Source organism: Alistipes timonensis JC136 (assembly GCF_900107675.1).
Taxonomy (GTDB): Bacteria; Bacteroidota; Bacteroidia; order Bacteroidales; family Rikenellaceae; genus Alistipes; species Alistipes timonensis.
Genome location: NZ_FNRI01000003.1, coordinates 295,041 through 320,675, shown reverse-complemented (window position 1 = coordinate 320,675; position 25,635 = coordinate 295,041). Strand labels below are relative to the sequence as shown.

Here is a 25,635-nt window from a genome sequence, read left to right as displayed (position 1 = left end):
TCGTTTTTCGATAAATTTCTGCATCCGGGGCTTTGCAGAATCCCCGGAGCCGCTTCGGAGTGCGGTTCGGCAAAGTCCGGACGGGTTTGGCGTTGCACGCTCCTTTCACTATATTTGACGCTGTGAAGGAGTCGAAATTCGTCAAAACAAAGATGGTCGCGGGCTATGTCCTGCTGATCGCGGTCTGTGTGCTCGCGGTGGGGTATGTCTACCGGGTCGTGGTCCGTTTTTCCGCTCCCGACAGCAATTATGTGCTGCTGCAGACCAAACACAGCGCCGTCAACAGAACCCTTTACCATCTCTATCAGGCCGAAAGTTACGGGCAGCTGATGATCGCCGGCTACCAGTCCTACGAGGCGCGTTACAAACGCGAATTGCGTACCGTGAGGGGCTGCATCGACTCGCTGCGGTCGCTGACGGGCGACCGGGATTCGTTGCAGACGATGCGTCTGGACAGCATCACGCGGTTGCTTGCTGACAAGGAACGGCGCACGATGAGCCTGCGGAGCACGATTCGCGCCGGTTCCACGGCCAGTCTGCTGGACAAGAACATCCGCGACCTGATCGGTCCTCAGCAGGGGATCGTGGCCGACACGACGCCGTTCCGCCGCGTCGTGAGGCTGGACACGACGGCGGTGCCGCGCTCCCGGCGGCGTTTCCTGCAACGGCTGGGCGATCTGTTCAGTCCGCCGGAGGAGGATTCGAGCGTGGTGATCTCCCGCCGCGAACTGGTGGCCCCCGTGGTGCCCGCCGGATCGGTGAAGGATACCATTACGCTGGTGCTGAGGGCTTTGCAGGACAGCGTTACGAGCAATCGCCTGGGCATCTACGACCGGGCGTGGCAGGAGGGACTGCGGCTGAGTTACAGCAACGAGCTGGTCAACACGAAGATATACCGCCTGATCATGGATTTCGAGGCCGAGGATACGGAGTTCCTGATGCGGCGCATCGAACGCACGGAGGCTTTTCGCCGAAGGTCGTCGCGCGTGCTGGGAGGCGTGACCGCCGGGGCCGTGGTGCTCGTGCTGTTGTTCGTCGGGATATTGTGGCGCGACATCAGCCGCAGCAACCGCTACCGCCGGGAGCTGGAGCAGGCCAACCGCGACAAGGAGGCGCTGCTGGCCGCCCGCGAGAAGCTGATGCTGGCCATCACGCACGACATCAAAGCCCCGCTGGGGTCGGTGATGGGCTATATCGACCTGCTTTCGCGGTTGACCGCCGATAAGCGGCAGGAGCTTTACCTGCACAACATGAAGGAGTCCTCCGAGCACCTGCTGGCATTGGTCAACAGCCTGCTGGATTTCTACCGGCTGGATATCAACAAGATCGAGGTGGCCCGGGTGGCTTTCAGTCCCGCGCAGCTGTTTGAAACGATCCGGGCCGGATTTGCCGCCGCGGCCGCGGCCAAAGGGCTGGAACTGCGTCTGGAGGCCGAACCCGACGCTGCGCGGACGGTGACGGGGGATGCTTTCCACATCCGGCAGATCGCCGACAACCTGGTTTCAAACGCTTTGAAATTCACCAACAAGGGCTCCGTGACGATCCGTGCCGACGTTCGGCAGGGACGGCTGGTGTTTTCCGTCCGCGATACGGGCCGCGGCATCGGCCGCGAGGAAAAGGAACGGATCTTCGGGGAGTTCGTGCGTCTGAGTTCGGCGCAGGGCGTCGACGGGTTCGGATTGGGGCTGTCGATCGTCGATCGTCTCGTGAAGTTGCTCGGAGGGACCATTTCGCTCGAAAGCCGCCTCGGCGAGGGGAGCCGGTTCATCGTGTCGGTCCCCGTCGGGGAGGCCGGGCCTGCGGCGGTGCAGGAGGTCCGGGAGCCGGCTCCTCCGCAGCCGGGACTGCGGGTGCTCGTGGTCGACGACGACCCGTTGCAACTGGAGATGACCGCCGCGATGTGCCGCCGGGCAGGGATCGGGACCGAGTGCTGTCAGTATCCCGAATATGTCGCCAGGTTGGTCGCCGACGAACGGTTCGATCTGGTGCTGACCGATATACAGATGCCTTCGGCCGACGGATTCAGCGTGCTGAAAGCCGTGCACGGGGTCGATCCCGCATTGTGCGTGGTCGCCGTGTCGGCCCGCGGGGAACTGGACGCTGCGGATTTTACGGCCCGCGGATTTGCGGGGTGCCTCCGCAAACCGTTTACTTACAGCGAACTGGTCGCAGTGGTGCGTGCGGCCTGCGGCGGGGCGGCTGCGGAAGGGGATGAACCGGCGGTTCCGGCGTCGGGGACGAATTTCGACCCCCTGACGGCCTATGCGGGGGACGATGCCGGTGCGGCGCGGAATATTCTGGCCTCTTTCGCCGAACAGACTGCGGCCAATGTCCGGGAGCTCGAAAAGGCGGTCGGAAGCGGCGATGCGACAGCGGTAAGGGCCCTGTCGCACAAGATGCTGCCGATCTTCACGATGCTCGGTGCGGCGGAAGTCGCCGACATCCTGCGCCGGGCCGAGAACCACGAAGGGCCCCTGACCGACACGCTGTGCGGTGAATTGCGCGCGGCGGTCGAAAAAATCCGCGCGATTGTCGCGGAAGCCGAAAAAACGGTAACTTTGTAGCGTTATGGAAGAGCGTATTCTGATCGTAGACGACGACATCACCTTTGCCCTGATGCTGCGCACATGGCTTTCGAAGCGCGGTTTCGGGGTCGAGACCGCCTCATCGGCGGCGGCGGCCCGCACGGCCCTCGGAGCCGGCGCATTCTCGTTGGTGCTGAGCGATATGCGTCTGCCCGACGAGGACGGAATCGCCCTGCTGCAATGGATGGCCGGGGCGGGCGTGACGGCGCCGGTGATCGTGATGACGAGTTACGCCGAGATACAGAACGCCGTGCGGTGCATGAAACTCGGCGCCCGCGACTATGTGGCCAAGCCGGTGAATCCCGACGAACTGCTGAAAAAGATCCGCGAGGCGCTGGACACGCCTGCGCCGAAAACCCCGGCGGCAAAACCGGCCCCGCGGCCCGCGAAAGGGGGTCCGGCGGAGGCGCTCAACTACATCGAGGGGCGCAGCGACGCCGCGCGGCAGTTGTACGAACACATCCGGCTGGTGGCTCCGACCAATATGTCGGTGCTGGTGAACGGCGAGAGCGGCACGGGCAAGGAGCATGTGGCGCAGTTGGTCCACCGGGAGAGCCGGCGGGCCGGAAAACCTTTCGTAGCGGTCGACTGCGGAGCCATTCCCCGCGAACTGGCGGCTTCGGAGTTCTTCGGGCACGTCAAAGGTTCGTTCACCGGAGCCCTTTCCGACAAAATGGGCGCTTTCGAAGCGGCTGACGGCGGCACGCTTTTTCTCGACGAAGTGGGCAACCTCACCTATGAAACGCAGGTGCAGTTGTTGCGCGCCCTCCAGGAGCGGCGCATCCGGCCCGTGGGCAGCAACCGGGAGATTCCCGTCGACATCCGCCTCGTGGCCGCGACCAACGAAGACCTCGAAGCGGCCATCGCACGCGGGACGTTCCGCGCCGACCTCTACCACCGCATCAACTCCTTCACGCTCCGCATGCCCTGCCTGCGGCAGATGCGCGAGGATATACCGCTCTACGCCGATTTCTTCCTCGACCAGGCCAACCGCGAACTGGACAAGCGGATCGTGGGATTCGACCCGGCGGCCGCGGCGGCCCTCGCCGCCTATGAGTGGCCGGGCAACCTGCGCCAGTTGCGGAACGCGGTGCTCTCGGCGACGCTGCTCGCCGCGGGCGAATACGTCACCTGCCGGGACCTGCCGGAGGAGATTACGGGCGGCCCGGCCGCGGAATCCCCTGCGGCGCCCCTTCCGCTGCGCGACCGTGCGTCGGAGGAGGAGCAGATACGCCGCGCCCTCGCGGCGGCCGGCGGTAACAAGTCGCAGGCGGCAAAACTGCTCGGCATCGACCGCAAGACGCTCTACAACAAACTGCACCTCTACGGCATCGAATAGCGCCGTTCTACACTCCGGGTGTGGAATTATTCCACACTCCGCACTCCGGTTCCACACTTTTTCCACATGTCCCGGATTTTTGGCACATTGTATTTCCCGTTGAAATACAGTGCGTTGTCTGTTTTCTGCCTGCATGGCATACGGCTTGAACTTCAAAAGAACAGAAACGGAATGGAAACAAACCGCAGAACTGAGAAAATGAAGTTTAACCACTAATTCTTAAAGCTATGAAAAAGACAGTTGTAATGATGGCCGCGATGATGATGATGGCCGGCGGTATGGCATTTGCCCAGCAGCCCGAACAGCCCGAAGCTCCGAAGCAGGAGAATCCCGCACCCGAGCAGAAGCCCGATGAGAAGTCGGAACCGACGAAGAAGGACGAGCCCGAAAAGACGGAGAAGACCGAGGGCCTGACCTATGACATGTTCATTCGATAGCCGTCTGTCCGGAATCATTTAGTTAAACGATTGTTTGCCTGGTACCCTGCCTTCGGGCGGGGTATTTTTTTGGCGGCGGGGCGCTTGTCGTGCTCCGTTCCGATGTGCCGCACTCCATATCCGACGAACGGCGCCCTCCGACTGTCGGAAGGCGCCGTTCGTTCGTCCGCGGCCGTGCGTCACGGCTGCTGCATCCACTCCACGTTCGGGGCGTCGCTGAAGAGCAGGTTCAGCGGCCGGGGAAGGCTCGCGGCGTCGGTCGCAAAGAGGAATCCGACCTTGTCGAGCGGCAACGAGAGGAACGTCGTCGAGGGATAGCCGCCGATGAGGTTCACCTCGTCGAGCAGCGACCAGACGAAGATCTCGAACGGCATCTGTCCCGGCAGGAGCGTCAGTCCCGGGAACCGCTCTTCGTAGTCGGACGACGAGTTGTCCGCCGGGTGGGGTTTGAAGAACACGTCGTATTCGCTGCCGTACTGGTCCATGATGCGCCGGACGTAAGCGGCCTGCTGTTGGCGGCTCTCGTCGGTGGTGTGGCTCGTGCCGAGGATGATGAGATTGCCTTTCGGCGAGGCGTCGAACAGGGCTTTGAACCGGTCATAGTCGAAGTTGGCCATGCGGTAGAACTCCTTCTTGGCCTCTTCCGGGAGGGCCGTCAGCAGTTCGTAGGGCTGGACGCTCTCCATCTTCATCTCGGCCAGCTTTTGGGTCATGAAGGGCCCCGACGACTCCATCAGGGAGGCGTTTTGGAGCATCAGCCGGTAGTTGGGGCGCGTCGAGAGGTAGGCGATCCACTCGTCGGAAACGAGGTCCTGCGGGGCGCGGGTCTCGGGATAACGGCCGCCGTGGTTCCAGTCGAGGGCCTCGACCCGGGCGGCGTAGTCGTTCCAGTTCTGCTCGGCCGTGGCCGGATCGCCGAAAAATTTATAGAAGTTGTTGTAGGTGCCCGTGCCGTCGGAGAGCATCGTCACCTTCACGCGGGCCGAGTCGATACCCTGCTCGACGAACCAGTCATAGCCCGCCCGGCAGGCCAGGTCGGTGACATAGAGCCCGAATACGGCCGTGGGGTCTTCGGCGTTGATCTCCAGAATGCGGCGTTTCATCTGCTCGCTCATTGCGTAAATCTCCTCGGTCGTGGCTCCGGCGTTGGGGTTCGCGGCGGTGAAAACCGTGGCGTAGTCCGGGAACAACTCCGGGTCGTAGGTCTGGGGACGCTCGTAGAAGAAGTAGCTCGGTTTGTCGTGCGAGAGCAGGTGCAGGCCCGAATAGAGGGCCGGCATCGTGCCGAATGCGGCGTAGAAATAGTAGTCCGGGGAGTCGAATCCCGTGTCTTTGGCGCTCTGCGAGAGGGTGAAGACGGAGGTCTTTCCGTTGCAGATGAAAAGCAGCAGCGCGCTGCGGGCAGGGCCCGGATTCGCGGCGAAAGTCACGTCGATTTCGGAATATCCTTCGGGTCCCTCTTCTGCGGAGAGGGTCACCCAGTCGGGCCGCTCGTCCCCGCCGTAGCTCCCTGCCGAGAGGATGACGGTCCACGGTGCCGGGGCGTTTACGGTGATTTTTCCGCTGCGGGCCAGGTAGTCGAGCGAAAGGAATTCGGCGCCGTCGTTGATGCGGACCTCCGAAGTCTTGTCGTCGGAGCAGGCCCACGCTCCTGTCAGGAGGGTGAACATCAGGAAAAGGCGAAATAGTCGTTTCATATCAGGAGATGTATTTGGGTTTTCAGTACTTTTTGCTAAATGCGTTCGCCCGGGGATTACTGCATTGCAAATGCAAGATTCAGGCCGATCGGACTATTTTTGTGGAAGAAATGACTACTCCGGGGGCATGCATCAAAAAAGCGGAGCGCTCAGGCGTTCCGCTTTTTCTTCATCCGTTCGAGGTGTTCGCGCAGGTGTTCGCTGAACTCCTCCCGGCGGTGTTTGAGGTTGGCCCTCCACCCCTGCCAGCGGGTATAGCGCAGGCGCTTCTCGGGATAGATGTCCCGGATCGTGACCAGGATGCCCGTCTCCTCCACCCCGCCGAAATCGGGATTCGACACCGTGTCGAAGACCCGCATCGTGGGCGAAAGGTTCATATAGGCGTTGATAAGCGGCGGGATATTTTCGTTGAATTCGCGGATCTGCTGGATCAGGATGCGGTAGTTCTCCATGTAGGTTGCGCCGCAGAACAGCTCCTCGTAGTAGGGATCGTCGAGGTCGAGGTCGATCGGGTGGATGCCCTCCACCAGCTTGTCGCGGTCGGGGAAGTAACGGCGCAGGAACCAGATCAGCGCGTTGCGCGCCACCGATTTGTAAGAGGTGTACATCGTGACCTTGCCGAAGAGGTATTTGGCCTTGGGATTCAGCACGATCAGCGCCCCGAGTCCGTCCCAGAGGTTGTCCAGCGCATAGATGCTTTTGGCATTGCCGCGGGCCTGGTAGGCGGGCTGCACGAACGAACGCCCCAGCTCGATGGTCCGGGGCAGGAATTTCTGGCGGAAGCGTTCGCTGAAACGGAAATAGTGTTCGGTCGAGAGATGGCGGGGATTGGGCGTGGTGCAGACGATGAAGCGGTAGCCGCCGATGATCTCCTGCGCCGCAGGGTCCCAGACGATCAGCTGGTAGTAGCCGTCGCCGGCGAGGTCCTCCTCGTCGATGTCCACCTCCTGTCCCGTGCCGCCCCCGGCGCCTCGGAAGGCGACTTCGCGCAGGCGTCCCACCTCGCGCATCAGCGCAGGGCATTCCGAGGCTGCGAAGATGTAGATTTCGTTGCCTGCCTTGTTCGTGTCGCGCATCTTGCGGGCGGGTGTCAGTTCCGCGAGCAGCGACTCCCGGTCGACGGGTGCTATAATGGGGGCCATCTCTTTCTGTTCCATAGACGGGGCAAAAATACCAATTTTACCGCTACTTTGCCGGGGTGTCGAGCTTGTTTTTCAAAAAATACGCTTTTTTGCGTACTTCTTCCGTCTGTTCGTGCAGCGAACCGTAACGTTGCAGGTCGGCTACGGGAATCGGGTCGCCGACGACGATGCGGAAGTGTTTGCCCTTCTGCGAGAACATCTCGTCGGGCAGCCACAGCATCTCGATATTGAATTTGATTCCCAGCGCCTTGCGGATACGGTAAACGCGGTAGAAGAAATTCGACAGTTCGCCTTCGACGAAGACCGGGACGATCTGCCGCTGCGAGGCGTAGGCTTTTTTCAGAAAGCTGATTTTCCACGTGGGATCGGTGATTTCGCCGCCGATGCAGCGCGAGCAGAGACCTGCGGGAAAGGTCAGGATCGGCCGCTCGCCGAAGAACTCCTCGTCGAACTTGCGGGCGTAGGCCGTGCTCTGCGAACCGTGCTTGTTTACCGGAATCCACAGCGGACGCAGCGGTTCGAGGTGCATCAGGAGGTCGTTGACCACCACCCTCGCGTCGCCGAAACGGTCGATCAGCTTGTCGGCCAGCATCATGCCGTCCATGCCCCCGAACGGGTGGTTCGAGGCGAAGAGGTAGCGTCCTTTGGGGTCGAGTTTCTCGAGTCCCTCGATCGAATAGGTGACCTGCCATTCGCGGAAGCATGCGCGGATGAACTCCTGCGGCGGCAGGTTCCAGTAGTGTTCGAGGATATAGTTTATCTCGTTTTCGTGAATGGTCCGGCGCAGCCAGCCCACAACCGGACGCGGAATCCAACGGGCCAGTCGCGGAGCCTTCTTCCTGAGTATGGCGCCGATGTCGATTTTAGGCATGAAATGTTCGCAAATTATAATCACAAATATAGGCATTCTTTTTTGAAAAATCCCTAACTTTACACCCAAATAGACCTTTGCAAACAATCGTTATGTCTCAATATCATACTCCCGTACTGCTGGAAGAGTCTGTGGCACTGCTCGGTATCGATCCGGCGGGCACTTACGCCGACCTCACTTTCGGCGGAGGCGGCCATTCGCGCCGAATCCTCGCCGAGCTGGGGCCCGACGGGCGCCTTTATGGCTTCGACCAGGACCGCGACACGCTGGAGAACCGTCCCGACGATGCGCGGTTTCATTACGTGGAGGGCAATTTCCGGTTCCTGCGGGGCGCGCTGCGGCTGCGGGGCGTCGTGGAGGTGGACGGCATCCTGGCCGACCTCGGCGTCTCGTCGCACCATTTCGACGCCGTCGAACGGGGCTTTTCGTTCCGCGGAGACGCGCCGCTCGATATGCGCATGAACCAGCGGGGACGGCTGACGGCGGCGGATGTCGTGAACAACTATACCGCGGAGGAGCTGACCCGCATTCTGGGCGACTGGGGCGAGATCGAAACCCCGTGGAAGGTCGCCAACTGCCTGGTGAAGGCCCGGGCCGCGGAGCCCGTGACCACCACGGCGCAGCTGGTCGGGGCGGTGAAGCCCTGTACCCCCCGGAAGGACGAATCCAAATTCCTGACAAAACTTTTCCAGGCGCTCCGCATCGAGGTCAACGGCGAGATGGAGGCGCTGAAAATGGCGCTGGAACAGAGTCTCAAAGTGCTGAAACCCGGCGGGCGGCTGGTGGTGATCTCCTACCACTCGCTCGAAGACCGGCTGGTGAAGAATTTCATGCGCAGCGGCAATTTCTCGGGGACGGTCGAAAAGGACTTCTTCGGCCGTCCGCAGGTGCCGTTCGACGCCCTGACACGCAAGGCCGTGACCCCTTCGGCCGAAGAACTCGACCGCAACCCCCGTTCCCGCTCGGCGAAGCTCCGGGCGGCCGTAAAACGCTGATACGATGTACCGCGACCACGAATTCGACCCCGTAACCCCCGAGGAGCAGGCCCGCCGCGAGCAGGAGGAGGAGTTCGCGCGCCGTGTGCGCCGCGAAGTGCTGCGCATGGAGCGCGGCGAGGCGGAGGAGGACATCCGTGCCGACGAGGAGCGGGAGGCCGAAGAGCGCGCCGAAGCCGAGGAACGCGAACGCAGGGAGAGCCGCCGCAGGGCGAGCACCTTCTGGCAGTTGTTCTCGGGCTCGATCCTCGTGCGCGAGGGCGTCTCGAAATATTACCCCTACATGCTGACCATTGCGGGCATGTTCTTCCTGAGTATCATGGTGATGTTCTGGTCGCTGCATCTCGACATGCGCTACACGCGCCTCGAACGCGACGTGCAGAAACTCCGCGAACGCTCGATCCGCCTGCAGGAGCAGCGTTACCAGCGCACGACCCATTCGGCCATCGTCCGGCAGCTGGAGGCGCGGGGCATCGAACTCTACGACCCGCTCGCTCCGGGTGAAATCATTGACAATTAGGCGGCGATGAAACAGGAACGGTCGAAGGTAAAAAGCGATATCCTGCTGCGGGTGAGGCTTCTGTACGTGCTTTTCATCCTCGCCGGAGGCATTGTGCTCGCACGGCTCGTCTGGGTGCAGCTGTTCAGCGCGGAGGTGGCTTACAATGCCGACCGTCTCGCCGGCCGCATCTTCACCGAGGAGGTGATCCCGGCCCAGCGGGGCAGCATCCTTTCGCGCGACGGCGAACCGCTGGCCACGTCGATCTTCCGCTATCAGGCCGCCTTCGACTTCGCTTCGCCCGGACTCGATTCGCTCAAAACATTCCACGAACAGGCCGACTCGCTGGCCAAACTGCTGTCCGCCTTTTTCCGGGACAAACCCGCTTCGGCCTACTCGAAGAAGTTCCGCGACGAACACGCCCGCCGCTACCGGCTGGTGAACGCCCGCGACACCTCCTACCTGCGTTCCGAAGGGTGGTTCTCGCGCATGATGGACCGCATGCGGGGCGAGGAGTGGGTCAAACGTCGCATTTACGACACGATCCGCGACCATACGCCCGTGAACATCTTCCCCCGGGAAGTGGATTTCGCCGAGTGGGAGACGCTCCGGCGTTATCCGCTGCTGAACTGGAATATGGGCATGGTCTACCGGCTCATCGAGCGCGACGAACGCATCTACCCGCAGGGCGAACTGGCCCGCCGCACCATCGGACTGACGGGCGACAAGGGTAATTACGGTATCGAGGAGGCTTACCGCGAGGAGCTGGCCGGACGCGACGGCAAGGCTGTGCGGCAGCGTATCGCCCGCGGATTTTACGGACGGGTGGCGGGCGGCGACCATGTGGACCCGGTGGACGGCTACGACGTGGTGACGACGCTCGACCTCGACCTGCAGGATGTGGCCGACAAGGCCCTGCGACGCCAGTTGGAGCGGCAGAACGCCTTGTGGGGTACGACGATCGTGATGGAGGTCCGCACGGGTGAGATCCTGGCGATGGTGAACCTCGGGCGCAATGCCGACGGGACTTTCGCCGAACGCGAGAATTACGCCCTGGGGCGCAGCATGGAGCCGGGTTCGACATTCAAACTGGCGACGATGCTCACGCTGCTGGACGATGCCGGGATGCGGCCTTCGACGGTCTACGACACCCATAACGGCGACCCGGTGACGGTGGGTCCGGCCAAGAACATCCGCGATTCGCACCGCGGCGACCACGAGATCGACTTCCGGCGCGCCGTGGCCTCGTCGTCGAACGTCTATTTCGCCAAGGCGATCTGGGACCGTTACGGAATCACGGGCAAGAAACAGGAGTACAGCGATTTTCTCCATAAGGAGCTGCACCTGGGCGAAACCGTCGGGCTGGAACGCCTCGGCGAGCGGAAACCCTCGATCACGACCGACTGGAAAGTTCCCGACCCGGGCGTCATGCTGGTCAAGATGGCCTACGGTTACCGTGTGCGGATGGCCCCGATCCAGGTCATCACCTTCTACAACGCCATCGCCAACGGCGGGAAGATGATCTCTCCGGTGCTGGTGCGCGAACTGCGCCGCGGCGAGCGGGTCGAGGAGGAGTTCGAGAGCCGGACCATCGCTTCGTCGATCGCTTCGCGGTCTGCCCTGCGCGAAGTGCGCGCCTGCCTGCAGGCGGTCTGCACGGAGGGTACGGCCAGCGCATTCTTCCGCGACACCACCCATGTCCGTGTGGCGGCCAAGACCGGTACGGCGCAGATCACCGACGCCCGCAGCCGCGAGGGGCGTTACTACCTGGGCTCGATGGTCGCCTATTTCCCGGCCGACGAACCCCGCTATACGGTGCTGACGACCATCGAAACCCGTGCGCAGGCCGGAAAAGCCTACTACGGAGGTCCGCTGGCGGGCCCCGTCGTGAAGCGCATGGTCGACTACATTTACAACCGGGGCCACGACTGGTATGCCCGGATCGACGACGACGGACCGCGCCGCTATCCCGAGCGGATGAAGGGCGGCGACATCGCCCAGATCCGCCGCGTGGCCGACCGTCTCTCGCGCCGCACCTCGTTCGACAGCCGTACGGGGTGGGGGCGCGTCTCGGTGGACAGCCTTGCGAACGTTTCGATCACGAGCCTGCCCGACGACCGGAGCGTGATGCCCGACGTGCGCGGCATGGGGCTCAAAGACGCCCTCTTCATCCTCGAAAGCCGCGGCCTGAAGGTCCGCTTCACGGGGCAGGGAGCCGTAACCCAGCAAACGATCTCCGCCGGAACCCGCATCGTGCCGGGAACGGCGGTAACCATAACGTTGAAATGAGATGAAAAAACTTTCTGAACTGCTGAAAAATACGCCGGTAGGGGCGCTGCACGGCGACGGTTCGGCGCCGGTCGCCGGGCTGGCCTACGATTCGCGGGCGGTGAAGCCGGGCGACTGCTTCTTCGCCGTGCCGGGGACGCAGAGCGACGGCCACGACTATATCCCGATGGCGGTTGAAAAAGGAGCCGCCGCGGTGGTCTGCGAACGGATGCCCGAGACGGCGGCCGAAGGTGTCGCGTATGTCGTGGTCGAAGACTCGGCGGGGGCGATGGCCGACATGGCGGCGGCGTTCTACGGCTATCCGAGCCGCGAGCTGAAGCTCGTGGGTATCACCGGGACCAACGGCAAGACCACGACCGTGACGCTGTTGTACGACCTCGTGCGGGCCATGGGCTACAAGGCCGGGCTGATCTCGACGGTCGTTTACAAAATCGACGGCCGCGAGGTCGAATCGACCCACACGACCCCCGACCCGATCCGTCTGAACGCCATGATGCGTGAGATGGCCGACGCCGGGTGCGAATTCTGCTTCATGGAGTGTTCGTCGCACGCCATCGTGCAGGAACGCACGCGGGGCCTTGACTTTGCGGGCGGCATCTTCTCCAACATCACCCACGACCACCTCGACTACCACAAGACTTTCGCCGAATACATCCGGGCCAAGAAACTCTTCTTCGACGGACTGCCCAAAGGGGCTTTCGCGCTGACGAACGCCGACGACCGCAACGGCCGCGTGATGGTGCAGAACACGGCGGCCGCGGTGAGCACCTACTCGCTGCGCGCGATGGCCGATTTCCGCTGCAAGATCGTCGAGATGCATCTCGACGGCATGCTGCTGCGCATCGACGGACAGGAGTTGTGGGTGGGGCTGCTGGGACGGTTCAATGCCTACAACCTGCTGGCGGTCTACGGTGCGGCGGCGCTGCTGGGGCTCGACCGGGGCGAGGTGCTGCGCGTGCTGAGCGTGCTGCACGCCGTGAGCGGCCGTTTCGAGAAGGTCCGCGCGGCGAACGGCACGACGGCCATCGTGGATTATGCCCATACGCCCGATGCGCTGGAGAATGTGATTCAGACCATCGAGGAGATCCGCACTCCCGAACAGCAGTTGATCGTGGTGTGCGGCTGCGGCGGCGACCGCGACCGGACCAAGCGTCCCGAGATGGCGCAGATCGCCGTGAAATACGCCTCGACGGCGATCTTCACGTCGGACAATCCACGCCACGAGTCGCCCGAAGCGATCCTCGACGACATGGCCGCGGGGCTCGACCCCGGGGTGCGCTACCTGCGCATCGCCGACCGGGCCGAGGCGATCCGCACGGCCGTGATGCTCTCGCGTCCGGGCGACATCCTCCTCGTGGCGGGCAAGGGGCACGAGACCTATCAGGTCGTCGGCGACGTGAAACACCATTTCGACGACCGCGAGGAGGTTCGCAGGGCCTTCGAAACACTGATCAAATAAAAACAACGCTTATAAGACATGCTTTACCATCTTTTCAAGTACCTGGACGAAGCCTATAACCTGCCCGGTTCGGGTATGTTCCAGTACCTCTCGTTCCGTGCCGCGGCGGCCATCATCCTGTCGCTGCTGATCGTCATCATCTTCGGACGTAGGATCATCGACTTCCTGCGCCGCAAGCAGATCGGCGAGGATATCCGCGACCTCGGGCTTCAGGGACAGCTGCAGAAGAAAGGCACCCCCACGATGGGCGGTGTCATCATCCTCATCGCCATCCTGGTCCCGATGCTGCTCGTCGGCAACCTGAACAACATCTACATTCAGCTGATGCTGGTCTCGACCGTCTGGCTGGGGCTGATCGGCGGTCTGGACGACTACATCAAAGTCTTCCGCCACCGGAAGGAGGGGCTGAAGGGCCGCTTTAAGATCGTGGGGCAGGTGGGCCTCGGCATCATCGTCGGTACGACGATGTGCATGTCGTCCGACATCGTCGTCCGCGAGAAGGTCACCCAGCCCGTGCAGACGGTCTACACGGATGCCGACGGTACGGTGGTCGGGAGTGTTCAGCGCAACGTGGTGCTCAGTTCCGAGAGCCTCAAAACCACGCAGACGACCATTCCTTTCGTTAAGAACAACGAGTTCGATTACGGCTGGCTGACGGGGGAGAATCCCACCGCCACGTGGCTGTTGTATGTGCTGGTGGCGATTTTCGTGGTGACGGCCGTGTCGAACGGCGCCAACCTCACCGACGGCCTCGACGGACTGGCGACGGGCGTCTCGGTGCCGATCGTCGCGGTGCTGGGCGCGCTGGCCTACCTTTCGGGCCACATCGTCTATGCCGACTACCTCAACATCATGTACATCCCCGACAGCGGCGAACTGGTGGTCTTCGCCGCGGCGCTGGTGGGTGCGCTGGTGGGATTCCTGTGGTACAACTCCTTCCCGGCACAGATATTCATGGGCGACACCGGGTCGCTGGCCATCGGCGGCATCATCGCCGTCTTTGCGCTCTGCATCCGCAAGGAGCTGCTGCTGCCGCTGCTGTGCGGCGTCTTTCTGGTGGAGAGCTTCTCGGTGATGATGCAGGTCAGCTACTTTAAATACACCAAACGCCGCTACGGCGAGGGCCGGCGCATCCTGCTGATGTCGCCGATCCACCACCACTACCAGAAAAAGGGGATTTTCGAGACCAAGATCGTCCTCCGCTTCTGGATCATTTCGCTGCTGCTGGCGGCCATTACGTTGGTTACGTTGAAGATAAGGTAATATGAAACAGATCGTCGTTCTGGGCGGGGGAATCAGCGGCTACGGCTCCGCGATCCTCGCCAAAAAGAAGGGATTCGGGGTCTTCCTCTCCGACGCGGGGCGCATTGCCGACCGCTACAAGGCCAAACTGGACGAATGGGAGGTTCCCTACGAGGAGGGCGGCCATACCGAGGAGCGCATCCTCGCGGCCTCGGAGGTCGTGAAATCCCCCGGCATTCCCGACACGGCGCCCATCGTGTGCAAAATCCGCGCGGCGGGTATTCCGGTGATCTCCGAGATGGAGTTCGCGGGCCGCTACATGGGCAAGGCCCGGTGCATCTGCATCACGGGTTCGAACGGCAAGACCACCACCACGTCGCTCATCTACAAGATCATGCGCGACGCCGGGATGAACGTCGCCCTCGGCGGCAACATCGGCGAGAGCTTCGCCTACTCGGTCGCCACGGGGTCGTACGACTGGTATGTGCTGGAGCTGAGTTCGTTCCAGCTGGACGGCATGTATAAGTTCCGGGCGCATATCGGCGTGCTGATGAACATCACGCCCGACCATTTGGACCGCTACGACCATTGTTTTCAGAATTATGTCGACTCGAAAATGAGGATCACGCAGAATATGACCTCGCGCGACTGGTTCGTCTATTCGGGCGACGATGAGGTGATCCGCGAGCAGCTGCCGAAGTACGATTTCCGGATGCGCCAGCTGCCGTTCATGGCCCATGCGGCTGTGGCGAGCGGCGCGGGCGACGCGTTCCTGTGCGACGGGAAATTCACGGCGACGGCCGGCAGGGCGTCGGTGGAGATCGACACCGCGAAACTGCAGGTCAAAGGGCTTCACAATGCCTACAACGCCATGGCGGCGGCTTTGGCGACCCTCGCGGCGGGCGTCGCTCCGGCGAAGATCCGCAAGTCGCTCTACGATTTCGCACCCGTCGAGCACCGGCTCGAACCCGTGGCCGAGAAGGGCGGCGTGCTGTGGATCAACGACTCGAAGGCCACCAACGTCGATTCGGTCTACTATGCGCTGGAGAGCATGACGCGCCCCGTGGTGTGGATCGCCGGCGGCACGGACAAGGGCAACGACTACGAGCCGCTGAAGGCGTTCGCCCGCGCCAAGGTGCATACGCTGGTCTGCATGGGGCTGGACAACGCCAAGCTGGTGAAGGAGTTCACCGGAGTGGTTCCCGAGGTGGTCTCGACCGATTCGCTCGAGGCCGCCATGAAGGCCGCGAAGGCCGCGGCGCGCCCCGGCGACGCGGTGCTGCTGTCGCCCGCCTGCGCGAGCTTCGACTTGTTCAAAAACTACGAGAACCGCGGGAAGCTGTTCAAAGACTGGGTAACGGAAAAAGCTTAGACGATGTACCGGGACGAGAACATGAACGAAGAGCGAATGACGGCGGAACTGGCCCGTGACGCTGCGCCCCGCCGGCGCCGCCGGAGCGCGCCCGCGGACGAGGCATGTGCCGCGGACGGGACGGCCGACGCCCGTGCGGCGGGCGAAGGGCCCAAATTCCGCTTCTTTACGGGCGACCGGGTGCTGTGGATCATCCTCGCCGCGCTGGCGGTGATCTCGGTGCTGGTGGTCTATTCCTCGACGGCCAAGATGGCCTACGACGCCCATACGGCCCGCACGACGGCGCATTTCCTGCGTCAGCAGTTGATTCTGCTGGTCGTCAGCCTTCTCGTCATGTTCGTCGTGCAGCGGATCGACTGCCGCATTTACAACTACCTCGCCCGGCCCGTCTATTTCCTCTCGGTGGCGCTCACCGTCGCCGTCTACTTCATCGGCGCCACGACCAACGGCGCGGCCCGCTGGATTCCGCTGGGGCCCTTCCAGTTCCAGCCCTCCGAGGCGCTGAAGGTCGCCACGGTGCTGTTCCTGGCCCAGCAGTTGGCCGGGCGGCAGTCGAAGATCGACAAGATACGCATTGTCCCGACGTGGAAATTCTGGACCTGGCGTTCGTCGCCCGAACAGCGGAAAATCTGGCGCGAGGGCACCTGGCCGATTCTGATGCCGGTGGCCGTTTCGGCCCTGGTGATCTTCCCGGCGCACACTTCGTCGGCGGTGCTGGTGTGCCTGGCGTCGTGGGTGATGATGCTGATCGGCCGCGTGCGCTTCGGCGAACTGCTGAAACTCGTGGGATGGGGCGTTGCGGCCATCGTCGTCATCATGACGCTCAACCTCGGGCGCAGCGAGACGGCCGAAGGGCGCGTCTCGACGTGGATTCACCTCTGGACCAAGTCGCAGACCGAGAAGCCCATCGAGCACCTCTCCGACACCGAACGTTCGATGATCGCCATTCACAACGGCGGCATTCTGGGCGAGGGCGCCGGGCAGAGCGCCATGCGCGTGGAGATGATCCACCCCGAGAGCGACTATGCCTATGCCTTCTTCGTCGAGGAGTACGGCATCATTCTGGCTGTCGTGCTGCTGATGCTCTACCTGTGGGTCTTCTTCCGGGGGATCGAGATTTTCCGCCGCTGTGGAACGGCTTTCCCGGGGTTGCTGGTGCTGGGGCTGGCGCTGCTGATAACGTGTCAGGCGTTGCTGCACATCATGGTCACGGTGAACCTGATTCCCGAGACGGGACAGACCTTGCCGCTGATTTCGCGCGGCGGATCGTCGATGCTCTTCACGATGATCGCCTTCGGGATGATCCTGAGCGTCAGCCGCCAGAACGACGAGCAGTCGCACGACCGGCCGAAAAGCGAAACATTGTACGAAAAATAGTTATGGAAGAGATCCGATTGGACAAATACCTTTGGGCGGTGCGGATTTTCAAAACCCGCAGCGACGCCGCCGACGCCGTCCGCACGAACAAGGTGACGGTCAACGGCTCCTATGCCAAGCCTTCGCGCGAGGTGAAGATCGGCGACGTGATCGCCGTGCGCAAGCAGGCCGTAACCTACTCCTACAAGGTGCTCGACCTGGTGTCGAGCCGCCAGCCGGCCAAGAACGTCCCGGCCTACTGCCTCAACATCACGCCGCAGGAGGAGCTGGACAAGCTCAACGTGCCCCGCGAAACGATCTTCGTCTTCCGCGACCGCGGCACGGGCCGTCCCACCAAGAAGGAACGCCGCGAGCTGGACGGGCTGATGGAGGAGATTTACTATGACGAGGAGGAGTGATGTTTGAGCCGGGGGCGCAGGGCTGGTTTCGAAGCTCTGGCAGCTTGCGTCGCCCATAGAACCCGGCTCTTAGCCGGGAGAGCCCCGGCAGGAGCGCAACCCTGTCTTTTTCCTGAAGAATTTGAAGGGAAAAAGAAGGCAACCTGCCGGGCTCTTTATTCAGCGGAATCCGGCAGGACGCAAAAAAGAGAGGCGGCGCCGAATCCTGCATCCTAAGGCTTTTGGCGGGCCCGCAACGACAAGAAAACAGCACACACCCCTCGGGGTGGTACTGTATCTTCGTTGCATAAAATTCGCCAAAATTTTAGGATGCGATACAATGGAAATATGTCAAGAACGCAATAAAGTCGGGGCTTTACGCAGTAAAGGTAGCGAAAAAGCCGGACAATGCAAAAAAAAGATTCGGTTGCGTAGTTTCCGCAGCAGGGCTGAACCGGGGGAAATAGAAAAAGGGCGGTGCCGAATCCTGAAATCTGAGGCTTTTGGCGGGCCCTGCAATCACCAGAAAACAGCACCGCCCGAGGGGCGTTATGTGGCAAAAAAGCGGCCTGAAAGCCGCTTTTTCTATTTCTTGTTGAAAAAGTTCATCGTCATCGCCGTTCCGACGGTTGCGAACGACCGGATGGCGTCGACGAAGACTTTGAGCCGCTCGGGCAGGGCCGCCCGCTCCTCGTCGTTCCACTCCCCGAGCACGTATTCCACCTGATGTCCCCGGGGGAAATCGCCGCCCACGCCGAAGCGCATCCGGGCATACTCCTCCGTGCCGAGCAGTTCGGAGATGTTCTTCAGTCCGTTGTGGCCGCCGGCGCTCCCTTTCGGGCGCAGGCGCAGCGTGCCGAACGGCAGCGCGATGTCGTCCGAGACGACCAGCAGGTTCTCCAGCGGAATCTTCTCGGCCTCCATCCAGTAGCGGACGGCTTTGCCCGAGAGATTCATGTAGGTCGAGGGTTTCAGCAGCACCAGCGTCCGGCCTTTGTGCTTCGCCTCGGCCACGTCGCCGTAACGGGCCGTCGTAAAAGCAGTGTTGGACGCCTCTGCAAGGGCGTCCAACACGTTGAAACCGATGTTGTGGCGGGTTCCGGCGTATTCGGCGCCGATGTTCCCGAGCCCAACAATGAGGTATTTCATGCTCCGGATTATTTCTCGGCGGCAGCGGCGCCACGCGATGCACGGGTCACGCGAACGGCGCAGACGGCGGTCGATGCCGGGGTCACGAACTTCAGGTTCTCGATATTGAGGTCGCCGACGAAGATGGTCTTGCCGACACCCAGCGAGGTCACGTCTACGACGATTTCGTCGGGCAGGTTCTCGACCAGGGCGCTGACAACCAGCTTGCGGGCCGACAGGGCCAGCTTACCGCCGACCTTCACACCCTCGGCGTTACCCGTCAGGCGCACCGGAATGGCGATCGACACGGGCTTGCCGTCGGCGATGCGGAAGAAATCCAGGTGGAGAATCTCCTCGCGGATGGGGTGGAACTGCACTTCGCGCATCACGGCCAGCTCTTTCTTGCCTTCGATGTCGAACTCTACGATGTACGAATTGGGGGTGTAGATCAGGGGTTTGATCTCACGGGGATCGACCGAGAAGGTCTCCGTGTCACCGTTGCCGCACAGTACGCAGGGTACCATGCCTTCGCGGCGTACCGCTTTGGCTGCTTTCTTGCCGAAATCGGCGCGCTTTACAGCTTTTACCGAAATAGTTTTCATGGTAATTTGTTTGTTTTTTAATGTGTTACCTTGGGCGGTTCTCAACGCGGACTCTGCGGACCGCATCCCAATTCCGCCTGCTTTGGGTGCGCAAAGGTAGTGTAAATAATTGAAAATTAAAAATTATTTGATGCCGCGCAGGTGTTTTTCCCAGGCCCAGGCGGCGCGGAGCGTCTCGTCGAGCGTCCGTCCGGCCTTCCAGCCCAGTTCGGTGTTCGCCAGCGTGGGGTCGGCCCAGATGGCGATGATGTCGCCAGCACGGCGCGGCGCGATCTTGTGGCAGACCTTCACGCCGTTGACCTCCTCGAATTTGTGCACCAGCTCCAGCACCGAGACGCCGTTGCCGGTGCCGATGTTGAAGATTTCGTAGGGCTGTTTCTCCTTCCCGTCGATCATGCGGCCGATGGCTGCCACGTGGGCTTTGGCCAGGTCCACGACGTCGATGTAGTCGCGGATGCACGAGCCGTCGGGCGTCGGGTAGTCGTCGCCGAAGACCGAGAGGCATTCGCGCAGTCCCGCGGCGGTCTGCGTGATGAACGGCACGAGGTTCTGCGGCACGCCGCGCGGCAGTTCGCCGATCAGCGCCGAGGGGTGAGCCCCGATGGGGTTGAAATAGCGCAGGGCGATGCCCTTCATGCCGGGATAGGCGGCGATCGAGTCGCGCAGGATGTCCTCGCACATCTGCTTGGTGTTGCCGTAGGGCGAGGTGGCCGGCTTGCGGGGCGTCTGTTCGGTCACGGGCTGCTTCTCGGGCTCGCCGTAGACGGTGCACGACGACGAAAAGACGATGTTCCGGCGTCCGAATTCCCGCATCAGGCCGATGACGTTCATGAACGACGTGAGGTTGTTGCCGTAGTATTCGAGCGGCTTGGCGACCGATTCGCCCACGGCTTTCGACGCCGCGAAGTGGATCACCGAGTCGAATTCGTACTGCTCGAAGACCTTGCGGAAAGCCGCGCGGTCGCAGCAGTCCACCTCGACGAAGGGGATGTCGACGCCTGTGATCCGGCGCACGCCTTCGACGGCGTTCAGGTCGCTGTTCGAGAGGTTGTCGACGATCACGACGTCATAGCCGGCATTGATGAGTTCCACGGTGGTATGCGAGCCGATGTAGCCGGCACCGCCGCTGACCAATACACACGATTTTTTCATAGGTTGCTGGTTGTTGTTTGAATAGCAAAGATATTAATTTTTCCGGCGGCGGCAAAAAAACGCGCCCGGAAATCGGATGCGGAGGTTTTCGGGGCGGGTCTGCTAACAAATTGTAACCCGGGGTGTGAAAAAAGCGCCGGGGAAGTGTCGGTTTCTGAAATTTTTATCTATATTTGTAACAATTCGACACTCGAACGCACGTAATTTTATCAAAACATAACGGAATATGTACGGAAAAATCAAAGAGCACCTGCAGCATGAGCTCGCCGAAATCGAGTCCGCAGGGCTTTACAAACGGGAACGGGTCATCTGTTCGCCCCAGCGGGCCGAGATCGAGGTTGCAGGTCGGAAGGTTCTGAATTTCTGTGCCAACAACTACCTCGGCCTGTCGGACAACCGGAGGCTGATCGACGCCGCCAAACGTGCCATGGACGACCGCGGCTTCGGCATGTCGTCCGTGCGCTTCATCTGCGGCTGCCAGGACATTCACAAGGAGCTCGAAAAGGCCATTGCCGACTATTTCGGCACCGAGGACACGATCCTTTACGCCGCCTGCTTCGACGCCAACGGCGGAGTTTTCGAACCGCTCCTGACGGAGCAGGACGCCATCATCTCCGATTCGCTCAACCACGCCTCGATCATCGACGGCGTGCGTCTGTGCAAGGCCGTGCGCTACCGCTACGCCAATGCCGACATGGGCGAACTGGAGGAGTGCCTCCGGAAGGCGCAGGCCCAGCGCTTCCGCATCATCTGCACCGACGGGGTCTTCTCGATGGACGGCAACGCCGCGCCGCTGGACGAAATCTGCGCGCTGGCCGAGAAATACGACGCGCTGGTGATGGTCGACGAGTGCCACTCCGCGGGCGTACTGGGCAAGACGGGCCGCGGCATCACCGAACTCTACGACCTGCGCGGGCAGGTGGACATCCTGACGGGTACGCTGGGCAAAGCCTTCGGCGGCGCCGTGGGCGGCTTCACGACGGGCCGCAAGGAGATCATCGACCTGTTGCGCCAGCGTTCGCGTCCCTACCTTTTCTCCAACTCGCTGCCCCCTGCCGTGGTCGGCGCCGGGATCGAGCTGTTCAAAATGCTCGGCGAGAGCGACGAACTGCACGACCGGCTGGTCGCCAATGTCGAACATTTCCGCAACGGCATGATGGCCGCGGGCTTCGACATCAAACCCACCCAGTCGGCCATCTGCGCCGTGATGCTCTACGACGCCCCCCTTTCGCAGGAATTTGCCGCGAAGCTGCAGGACGAAGGGGTCTTCGTCACGGGTTTCTATTACCCCGTGGTGCCGAAGGGACAGGCCCGTATCCGCGTGCAGGTCTCGGCGGGCCACACCACCGAGCAGTTGGACCGCTGCATCGCCGCCTTCGTCAAGGTGGGCAAAGCGTTAAACGTCATTAAATAAGTACGATTATGGTAAAAACTTCACTGGACGCGATCGACCGCAAGATCCTCAAATACCTCATCAAAAACGCCCGCATGCCTTTCCTGGAGATCGCCCGCGAATGCGGCATTTCGGGCGCCGCCATCCACCAGCGCATCCGCAAGCTGGACGAGGCCGGGGTGATTCTCGGCAGCCGTCTGATCGTCGATCCCAAGATGATGGGCTTCGACGTCTGCGCCCACATCAGCATCACGCTTAAAGACCCGCAACTGCTGAAGAAGACCGTCGAGGAGCTGCGCAAAGTCCCCGAGATCGTGGAGTGCCACTTCATCACGGGCAACGGCAACATTCTGGTGAAGCTCTACTGCGTGGACAACGAACACCTCATGCGCACGATCTTCGACGGCATCCTGCGCATTCAGGGCATCGCCACCACCGAGACGAACATCTCGCTGCAGGAGGTTTTCCAGCGCGAGGTCAATATCGATTTCATCGAGGAGTAAATTTTTCGCTTCTCCCCGGATACAGCAGCGGCCGACAGATATGTCGGCCGCTTGCTGTTTTTACCGGACCGGCGTGATCCGGAAGAGGAATTCGTAATTGCCGTAGGGCATCCGGTATTCCCGGATCGGCAGGGCGCCCCACGAGTCGATGCACCCCAATCCGTACTGTGCCTTGTCAATGCAGAGCCATACGGCGTCATCGGGTGCGATCTCCTGCGAGTGTCCCTGCTTTTTGGCCAGCCCTTCGTCCAGCGCCTCCTGCGCATAGTGCAGGGCCGAGGCCGAGAAGGGTTCCGGGGCCGTGATCTCCACGCCGCGGCCTGCCAGGTCGCACTGCCGCCAGCGGCGCACATCGCTCTTGGTGCCGGTCTCCTGCGGACGGATATAGGGGTAGAACTGCTCGTCCACGGTCTGCCGGTAACGGCCTATGAGTGCTCCGTCCTTGCGGTCGGCGTAGTTCTCCCACGGGCCGCGGCCGTAGTAGTCGATGCGGTCGTACCGGGCGGGCAGGCGCATCCGCATCCCGAAGCGCAGCAGGTCGGGTTCGCCCTTGTCCGCGGCGGCGTGCAGCGTTTGGCGGACGAGCATCTCTCCGGCGTTGTCGATGCGGTATTCGATCTCCAGACGTCCGGTCACACGCTGGAGGTCGTAACGGGCCGTGACGACGGCCACGCCGTCCGACAGCGTGTGGTCGAGCGACAGCAGCTTCAGCCCCGGATCGGCCCATGCACGGTTCTTCTCGTTGAGTTTCGCCCCGAAGTCGTTGTCCGTCGGTGCGCGCCAGAAGTTCGGTTCCACGACGGCCCCTTCGTCGAGCAGGCGCATGCCGTTCGCTTCGTAACGGGTCACGAGCCCGTCGGCGCGGCGGAAGTCGATGCGTGCGGCGGGGCTTTCGACGATCAGGTAGTTGCGGTCGTTGTCGCGGATGGCGAGCGTGCCGATTGAATTGTGGCGGTCGGCCATCCGTTCGGCGACGGCGAGCGGTTCGGGTGCGGCCGCACGCAGCGTGAACTGCTGGTAGGCCAGCCGGTGGTCGGGTTCCAACAGGGGTTCGGCGTCTTTGAGCCGGTATTCGACGTTGAGCAGCAGTTCGCCTCCGGCGGGGAGCTGCGCGGGGTCGTAAGGCAGCGTGACCGCAGCGCTCTGCTGCGGGGCGACGCGCAGGTCGGCGACGATGCCGCTGCGCACGGGGTCCCCGTCGCGGAGCACCGTCCAGCGCAGGTAGCAGTTGTCGAGCGGGCGGAAGAAATTTTCATTGAAAACCGTCAGCGTGCGCCGGTCTTCGCCGAGCGTTGTCCAGACGGGCTGCTGCCAGTAGCGGGCCTCGTGCATGTGGGGATTCGGGACGCGGTCGGGCGAGATCAGGCCGTTGTCGCAGAAATTCCAGTCCGAAGCGTCATAGGGGTTCCAGTCGCCGCCGTAGCCGTAGATCATCGCGCCGTTGCGGCCCGTTTTGCGAAGCCCCTGGTCCACGAAATCCCAGATGAATCCGCCCTGATAGTGCGGATATTTGCGGATCAGCTTCCAGTATTGGCCGAATCCGCCCAGCGAATTGCCCATTGCGTGAGCGTATTCGCACTGGATCAGCGGCTTCCGGGGATTGTTCCGGAGGTATTTTTCGCACTGGTCGTAGTCCCAGTACATCGGGCAGACGATGTCGGTGTTGCGGCCGCCGTTGTTGTAGACCGCACGTTCGTAATGGACCGGCCGCGAAGGGTCGTATGCCTTCACCCAGTCGTAGCAGGCGTCGAAATTGGGTCCGTCGCCCGCCTCGTTGCCCAGCGACCAGGCGATGACCGACGGGTGGTTGATGTTGCGCCGCACGTTGCGGATGTTGCGTTCCAGATGCGCCTGGGCGAAAGCCGGGTTCTTGGCCAGCGTCTTTTCGTCATAGCCCATGCCGTGCGACTCGATGTTGGCTTCGGCTACGAGGTAGAGCCCGTAGCGGTCGCAGAGCGCGTACCAGCGGGCGTCGTCCGGGTAGTGGCACGTGCGCACGGCGTTGAAATTGTTCTCCTTGAGGATGCGGATGTCCTCGATCATCCGCTCTTCCGAGACGACATACCCGCCGTCGGGGTCCATTTCGTGACGGTTCGCGCCTTTGATGAGCACCGGCTGCCCGTTCACGAGCAACTGGCCGCCCTCGATCTTCACCTCACGGAATCCGGCTTGCAGGGGGATGATTTCGATCGTTTTTCCGGCCGGGTCTTTCAGGGTCACCGTGACGCCGTAAAGCGCGGGAATCTCCGCCGACCACGGCTGCACCTTCCCGGCGTCGAGCACGAGACGGGCTATCGTACCGAAGAGTTTCGCCGTTTGGGAGGCCACGGCCCTGCCGTCGGGGGCCGTGAGCGTCACCTCCGCCGTGCAGCCCCGGGCCGCTGCGGGGAGAGCCAGCTCCACGGCGAGCGTTCCGCGGGTGTAGTTCTCCGAGAGGGCCGCGTCGAGCCGCACGTCGGCGATATGGCGCTTGTCGCGGGCATAGAGGTAGCAGTCGCGGCCCACGCCCGAGAGGCGGAAGAAATCCTGATCTTCGAGATAGGTGCCGTCGCACCAGCGGAAGACCTGGAATGCGATGAGGTTCTTGCCGGGACGGACGTATTTCGTGATGTCGAATTCGGCCTCGAGTTTCGAATCCTCGCTGTAACCGACGAACCGTCCGTTGACCCACAGGTAGATGTTCGAGGTGACGGACCCGAAATGGGCGATGACCTGTTTGTCCGACCACGCGGCGGGAATTTCGATCTCACGGCGGTAGGAACCGACGTGGTTTTCGGCCGTGGGCACCTCGGGCGGATTGTTTTCAAATTGCTCGCGCCACGGGTAGCCGATATTGAGGTATTGCGGATCGCCGTAGCCGTTCAGCTCCCAGAGCCCCGGAACGGGCATCTCGCCCCATGCGCCGTCGTTGAAGCCGGGACGGAAGAAGTCCGTGGGACGCTCCTCGGCGTTGCGCACCCACGAGAATTTCCACGTCCCGTCGAGGTCGAGGAAGCGTTCGGAGGCGTGCGGGTCGCCCCTCCGGGCGGCGTCTGCGGATTCGTAGGCGAAGAAGGTGGCGTGCATCTGCTGCCGGTTGATCTCGTTGACCGCGGCGTCGTGCCATTCGTTGCCCTGGGCCCGGAGCCCGGCAGCCGCACATGTGCACAACAGTGTCAGGAACAGTTTTTTCATCG

General features: G+C 62.2%; 20 protein-coding genes. 13 read left to right on the top strand and 7 right to left on the bottom strand.

The window, feature by feature from the left end:
* Nucleotides 1-122: 122 nt before the first annotated feature.
* From BLU78_RS05810 to BLU78_RS05800, 3 genes are all read left to right on the top strand, one after another.
* Nucleotides 123-2,564, top strand: a complete 2,442-nt coding sequence (locus BLU78_RS05810; RefSeq protein ID WP_020692015.1) for an ATP-binding protein — start codon at nucleotides 123-125, stop codon at nucleotides 2,562-2,564.
* Between the two features lie 4 nt (nucleotides 2,565-2,568).
* Nucleotides 2,569-3,924, top strand: coding sequence for a sigma-54-dependent transcriptional regulator (locus tag BLU78_RS05805; protein WP_010261795.1), 1,356 nt, complete (start codon nucleotides 2,569-2,571; stop codon nucleotides 3,922-3,924).
* Between the two features lie 227 nt (nucleotides 3,925-4,151).
* Complete coding sequence (locus BLU78_RS05800; protein WP_229096340.1) at nucleotides 4,152-4,361, top strand: hypothetical protein; 210 nt, start codon at nucleotides 4,152-4,154, stop codon at nucleotides 4,359-4,361.
* A gap of 179 nt (nucleotides 4,362-4,540) precedes the next feature.
* Here BLU78_RS05800 and BLU78_RS05795 read toward each other — a convergent pair whose 3' ends face one another.
* From BLU78_RS05795 to BLU78_RS05785, 3 genes are all read right to left on the bottom strand, one after another.
* A complete protein-coding gene (locus BLU78_RS05795) occupies nucleotides 4,541-6,058 on the bottom strand; it encodes a BACON domain-containing protein (RefSeq protein WP_026020701.1) in 1,518 nt (505 codons plus the stop codon).
* A gap of 149 nt (nucleotides 6,059-6,207) precedes the next feature.
* Nucleotides 6,208-7,215, bottom strand: a complete 1,008-nt coding sequence (locus tag BLU78_RS05790) for a glycine N(alpha)-acyltransferase GlsB (RefSeq protein WP_010261784.1) — start codon at nucleotides 7,213-7,215, stop codon at nucleotides 6,208-6,210.
* A 28-nt stretch (nucleotides 7,216-7,243) separates the two neighbouring features.
* A complete protein-coding gene (locus tag BLU78_RS05785; RefSeq protein WP_026020700.1) occupies nucleotides 7,244-8,071 on the bottom strand; it encodes an acyltransferase in 828 nt (275 codons plus the stop codon).
* A 92-nt stretch (nucleotides 8,072-8,163) separates the two neighbouring features.
* Here BLU78_RS05785 and rsmH point away from each other — a divergent pair, with 92 nt between their 5' ends.
* Genes rsmH through BLU78_RS05745 form a run of 8 tightly spaced genes read left to right on the top strand, consistent with a single transcriptional unit; the run spans nucleotide 8,164 to nucleotide 17,702 of the window.
* Complete coding sequence (rsmH, locus tag BLU78_RS05780) at nucleotides 8,164-9,066, top strand: 16S rRNA (cytosine(1402)-N(4))-methyltransferase RsmH (RefSeq protein WP_010261778.1); 903 nt, start codon at nucleotides 8,164-8,166, stop codon at nucleotides 9,064-9,066.
* Nucleotides 9,067-9,070: 4 nt separating this feature from the next.
* Nucleotides 9,071-9,586 carry an FtsL-like putative cell division protein gene (locus BLU78_RS05775; RefSeq protein WP_010261776.1) on the top strand — a complete coding sequence of 172 codons (516 nt, stop codon included), beginning with the start codon at nucleotides 9,071-9,073 and terminating at the stop codon, nucleotides 9,584-9,586.
* Nucleotides 9,587-9,592: 6 nt separating this feature from the next.
* Nucleotides 9,593-11,854 carry a penicillin-binding protein gene (locus BLU78_RS05770; protein WP_010261774.1) on the top strand — a complete coding sequence of 754 codons (2,262 nt, stop codon included), beginning with the start codon at nucleotides 9,593-9,595 and terminating at the stop codon, nucleotides 11,852-11,854.
* Between the two features lies 1 nt (nucleotide 11,855).
* Nucleotides 11,856-13,313: a UDP-N-acetylmuramoyl-L-alanyl-D-glutamate--2,6-diaminopimelate ligase gene (locus tag BLU78_RS05765; RefSeq protein ID WP_010261773.1), complete on the top strand. Its 1,458-nt coding sequence runs from the start codon at nucleotides 11,856-11,858 to the stop codon at nucleotides 13,311-13,313.
* A gap of 18 nt (nucleotides 13,314-13,331) precedes the next feature.
* Complete coding sequence (gene mraY, locus BLU78_RS05760) at nucleotides 13,332-14,576, top strand: phospho-N-acetylmuramoyl-pentapeptide-transferase (protein ID WP_010261771.1); 1,245 nt, start codon at nucleotides 13,332-13,334, stop codon at nucleotides 14,574-14,576.
* Between the two features lies 1 nt (nucleotide 14,577).
* Nucleotides 14,578-15,927, top strand: a complete 1,350-nt coding sequence (gene murD / locus BLU78_RS05755) for a UDP-N-acetylmuramoyl-L-alanine--D-glutamate ligase (RefSeq protein ID WP_010261769.1) — start codon at nucleotides 14,578-14,580, stop codon at nucleotides 15,925-15,927.
* Nucleotides 15,928-15,930: 3 nt separating this feature from the next.
* Nucleotides 15,931-17,304 carry an FtsW/RodA/SpoVE family cell cycle protein gene (locus tag BLU78_RS05750; RefSeq protein ID WP_010261766.1) on the top strand — a complete coding sequence of 458 codons (1,374 nt, stop codon included), beginning with the start codon at nucleotides 15,931-15,933 and terminating at the stop codon, nucleotides 17,302-17,304.
* Between the two features lie 2 nt (nucleotides 17,305-17,306).
* Complete coding sequence (locus tag BLU78_RS05745) at nucleotides 17,307-17,702, top strand: RNA-binding S4 domain-containing protein (RefSeq protein ID WP_010261764.1); 396 nt, start codon at nucleotides 17,307-17,309, stop codon at nucleotides 17,700-17,702.
* A 564-nt stretch (nucleotides 17,703-18,266) separates the two neighbouring features.
* On the opposite strand, the gene pth is transcribed toward BLU78_RS05745, so the two are convergent.
* The 3 genes from pth to galE all read right to left on the bottom strand — a co-directional run bounded on the left by pth (nucleotide 18,267) and on the right by galE (nucleotide 20,563).
* A complete protein-coding gene (gene pth / locus BLU78_RS05740; RefSeq protein ID WP_010261761.1) occupies nucleotides 18,267-18,830 on the bottom strand; it encodes an aminoacyl-tRNA hydrolase in 564 nt (187 codons plus the stop codon).
* Nucleotides 18,831-18,838: 8 nt separating this feature from the next.
* Complete coding sequence (locus BLU78_RS05735) at nucleotides 18,839-19,411, bottom strand: 50S ribosomal protein L25/general stress protein Ctc (RefSeq protein ID WP_010261756.1); 573 nt, start codon at nucleotides 19,409-19,411, stop codon at nucleotides 18,839-18,841.
* A 123-nt stretch (nucleotides 19,412-19,534) separates the two neighbouring features.
* Nucleotides 19,535-20,563, bottom strand: coding sequence for a UDP-glucose 4-epimerase GalE (gene galE, locus BLU78_RS05730; RefSeq protein ID WP_026020699.1), 1,029 nt, complete (start codon nucleotides 20,561-20,563; stop codon nucleotides 19,535-19,537).
* A gap of 226 nt (nucleotides 20,564-20,789) precedes the next feature.
* On the opposite strand from galE, the gene kbl reads away from it, so the two are divergent.
* Together kbl and BLU78_RS05720 are read left to right on the top strand one after the other, a co-directional pair.
* Nucleotides 20,790-21,977, top strand: a complete 1,188-nt coding sequence (kbl, locus tag BLU78_RS05725; RefSeq protein WP_010261753.1) for a glycine C-acetyltransferase — start codon at nucleotides 20,790-20,792, stop codon at nucleotides 21,975-21,977.
* Nucleotides 21,978-21,985: 8 nt separating this feature from the next.
* Complete coding sequence (locus BLU78_RS05720) at nucleotides 21,986-22,459, top strand: Lrp/AsnC family transcriptional regulator (protein WP_010261751.1); 474 nt, start codon at nucleotides 21,986-21,988, stop codon at nucleotides 22,457-22,459.
* A 60-nt stretch (nucleotides 22,460-22,519) separates the two neighbouring features.
* Here the strand turns inward: BLU78_RS05720 and BLU78_RS05715 are convergent, their stop codons facing one another.
* Nucleotides 22,520-25,633 (bottom strand): glycoside hydrolase family 2 TIM barrel-domain containing protein, encoded by a 3,114-nt coding sequence (locus BLU78_RS05715; protein WP_010261749.1) that lies wholly within the window; start codon nucleotides 25,631-25,633, stop codon nucleotides 22,520-22,522.
* Between the last annotated feature and the right edge of the window lie 2 nt (nucleotides 25,634-25,635).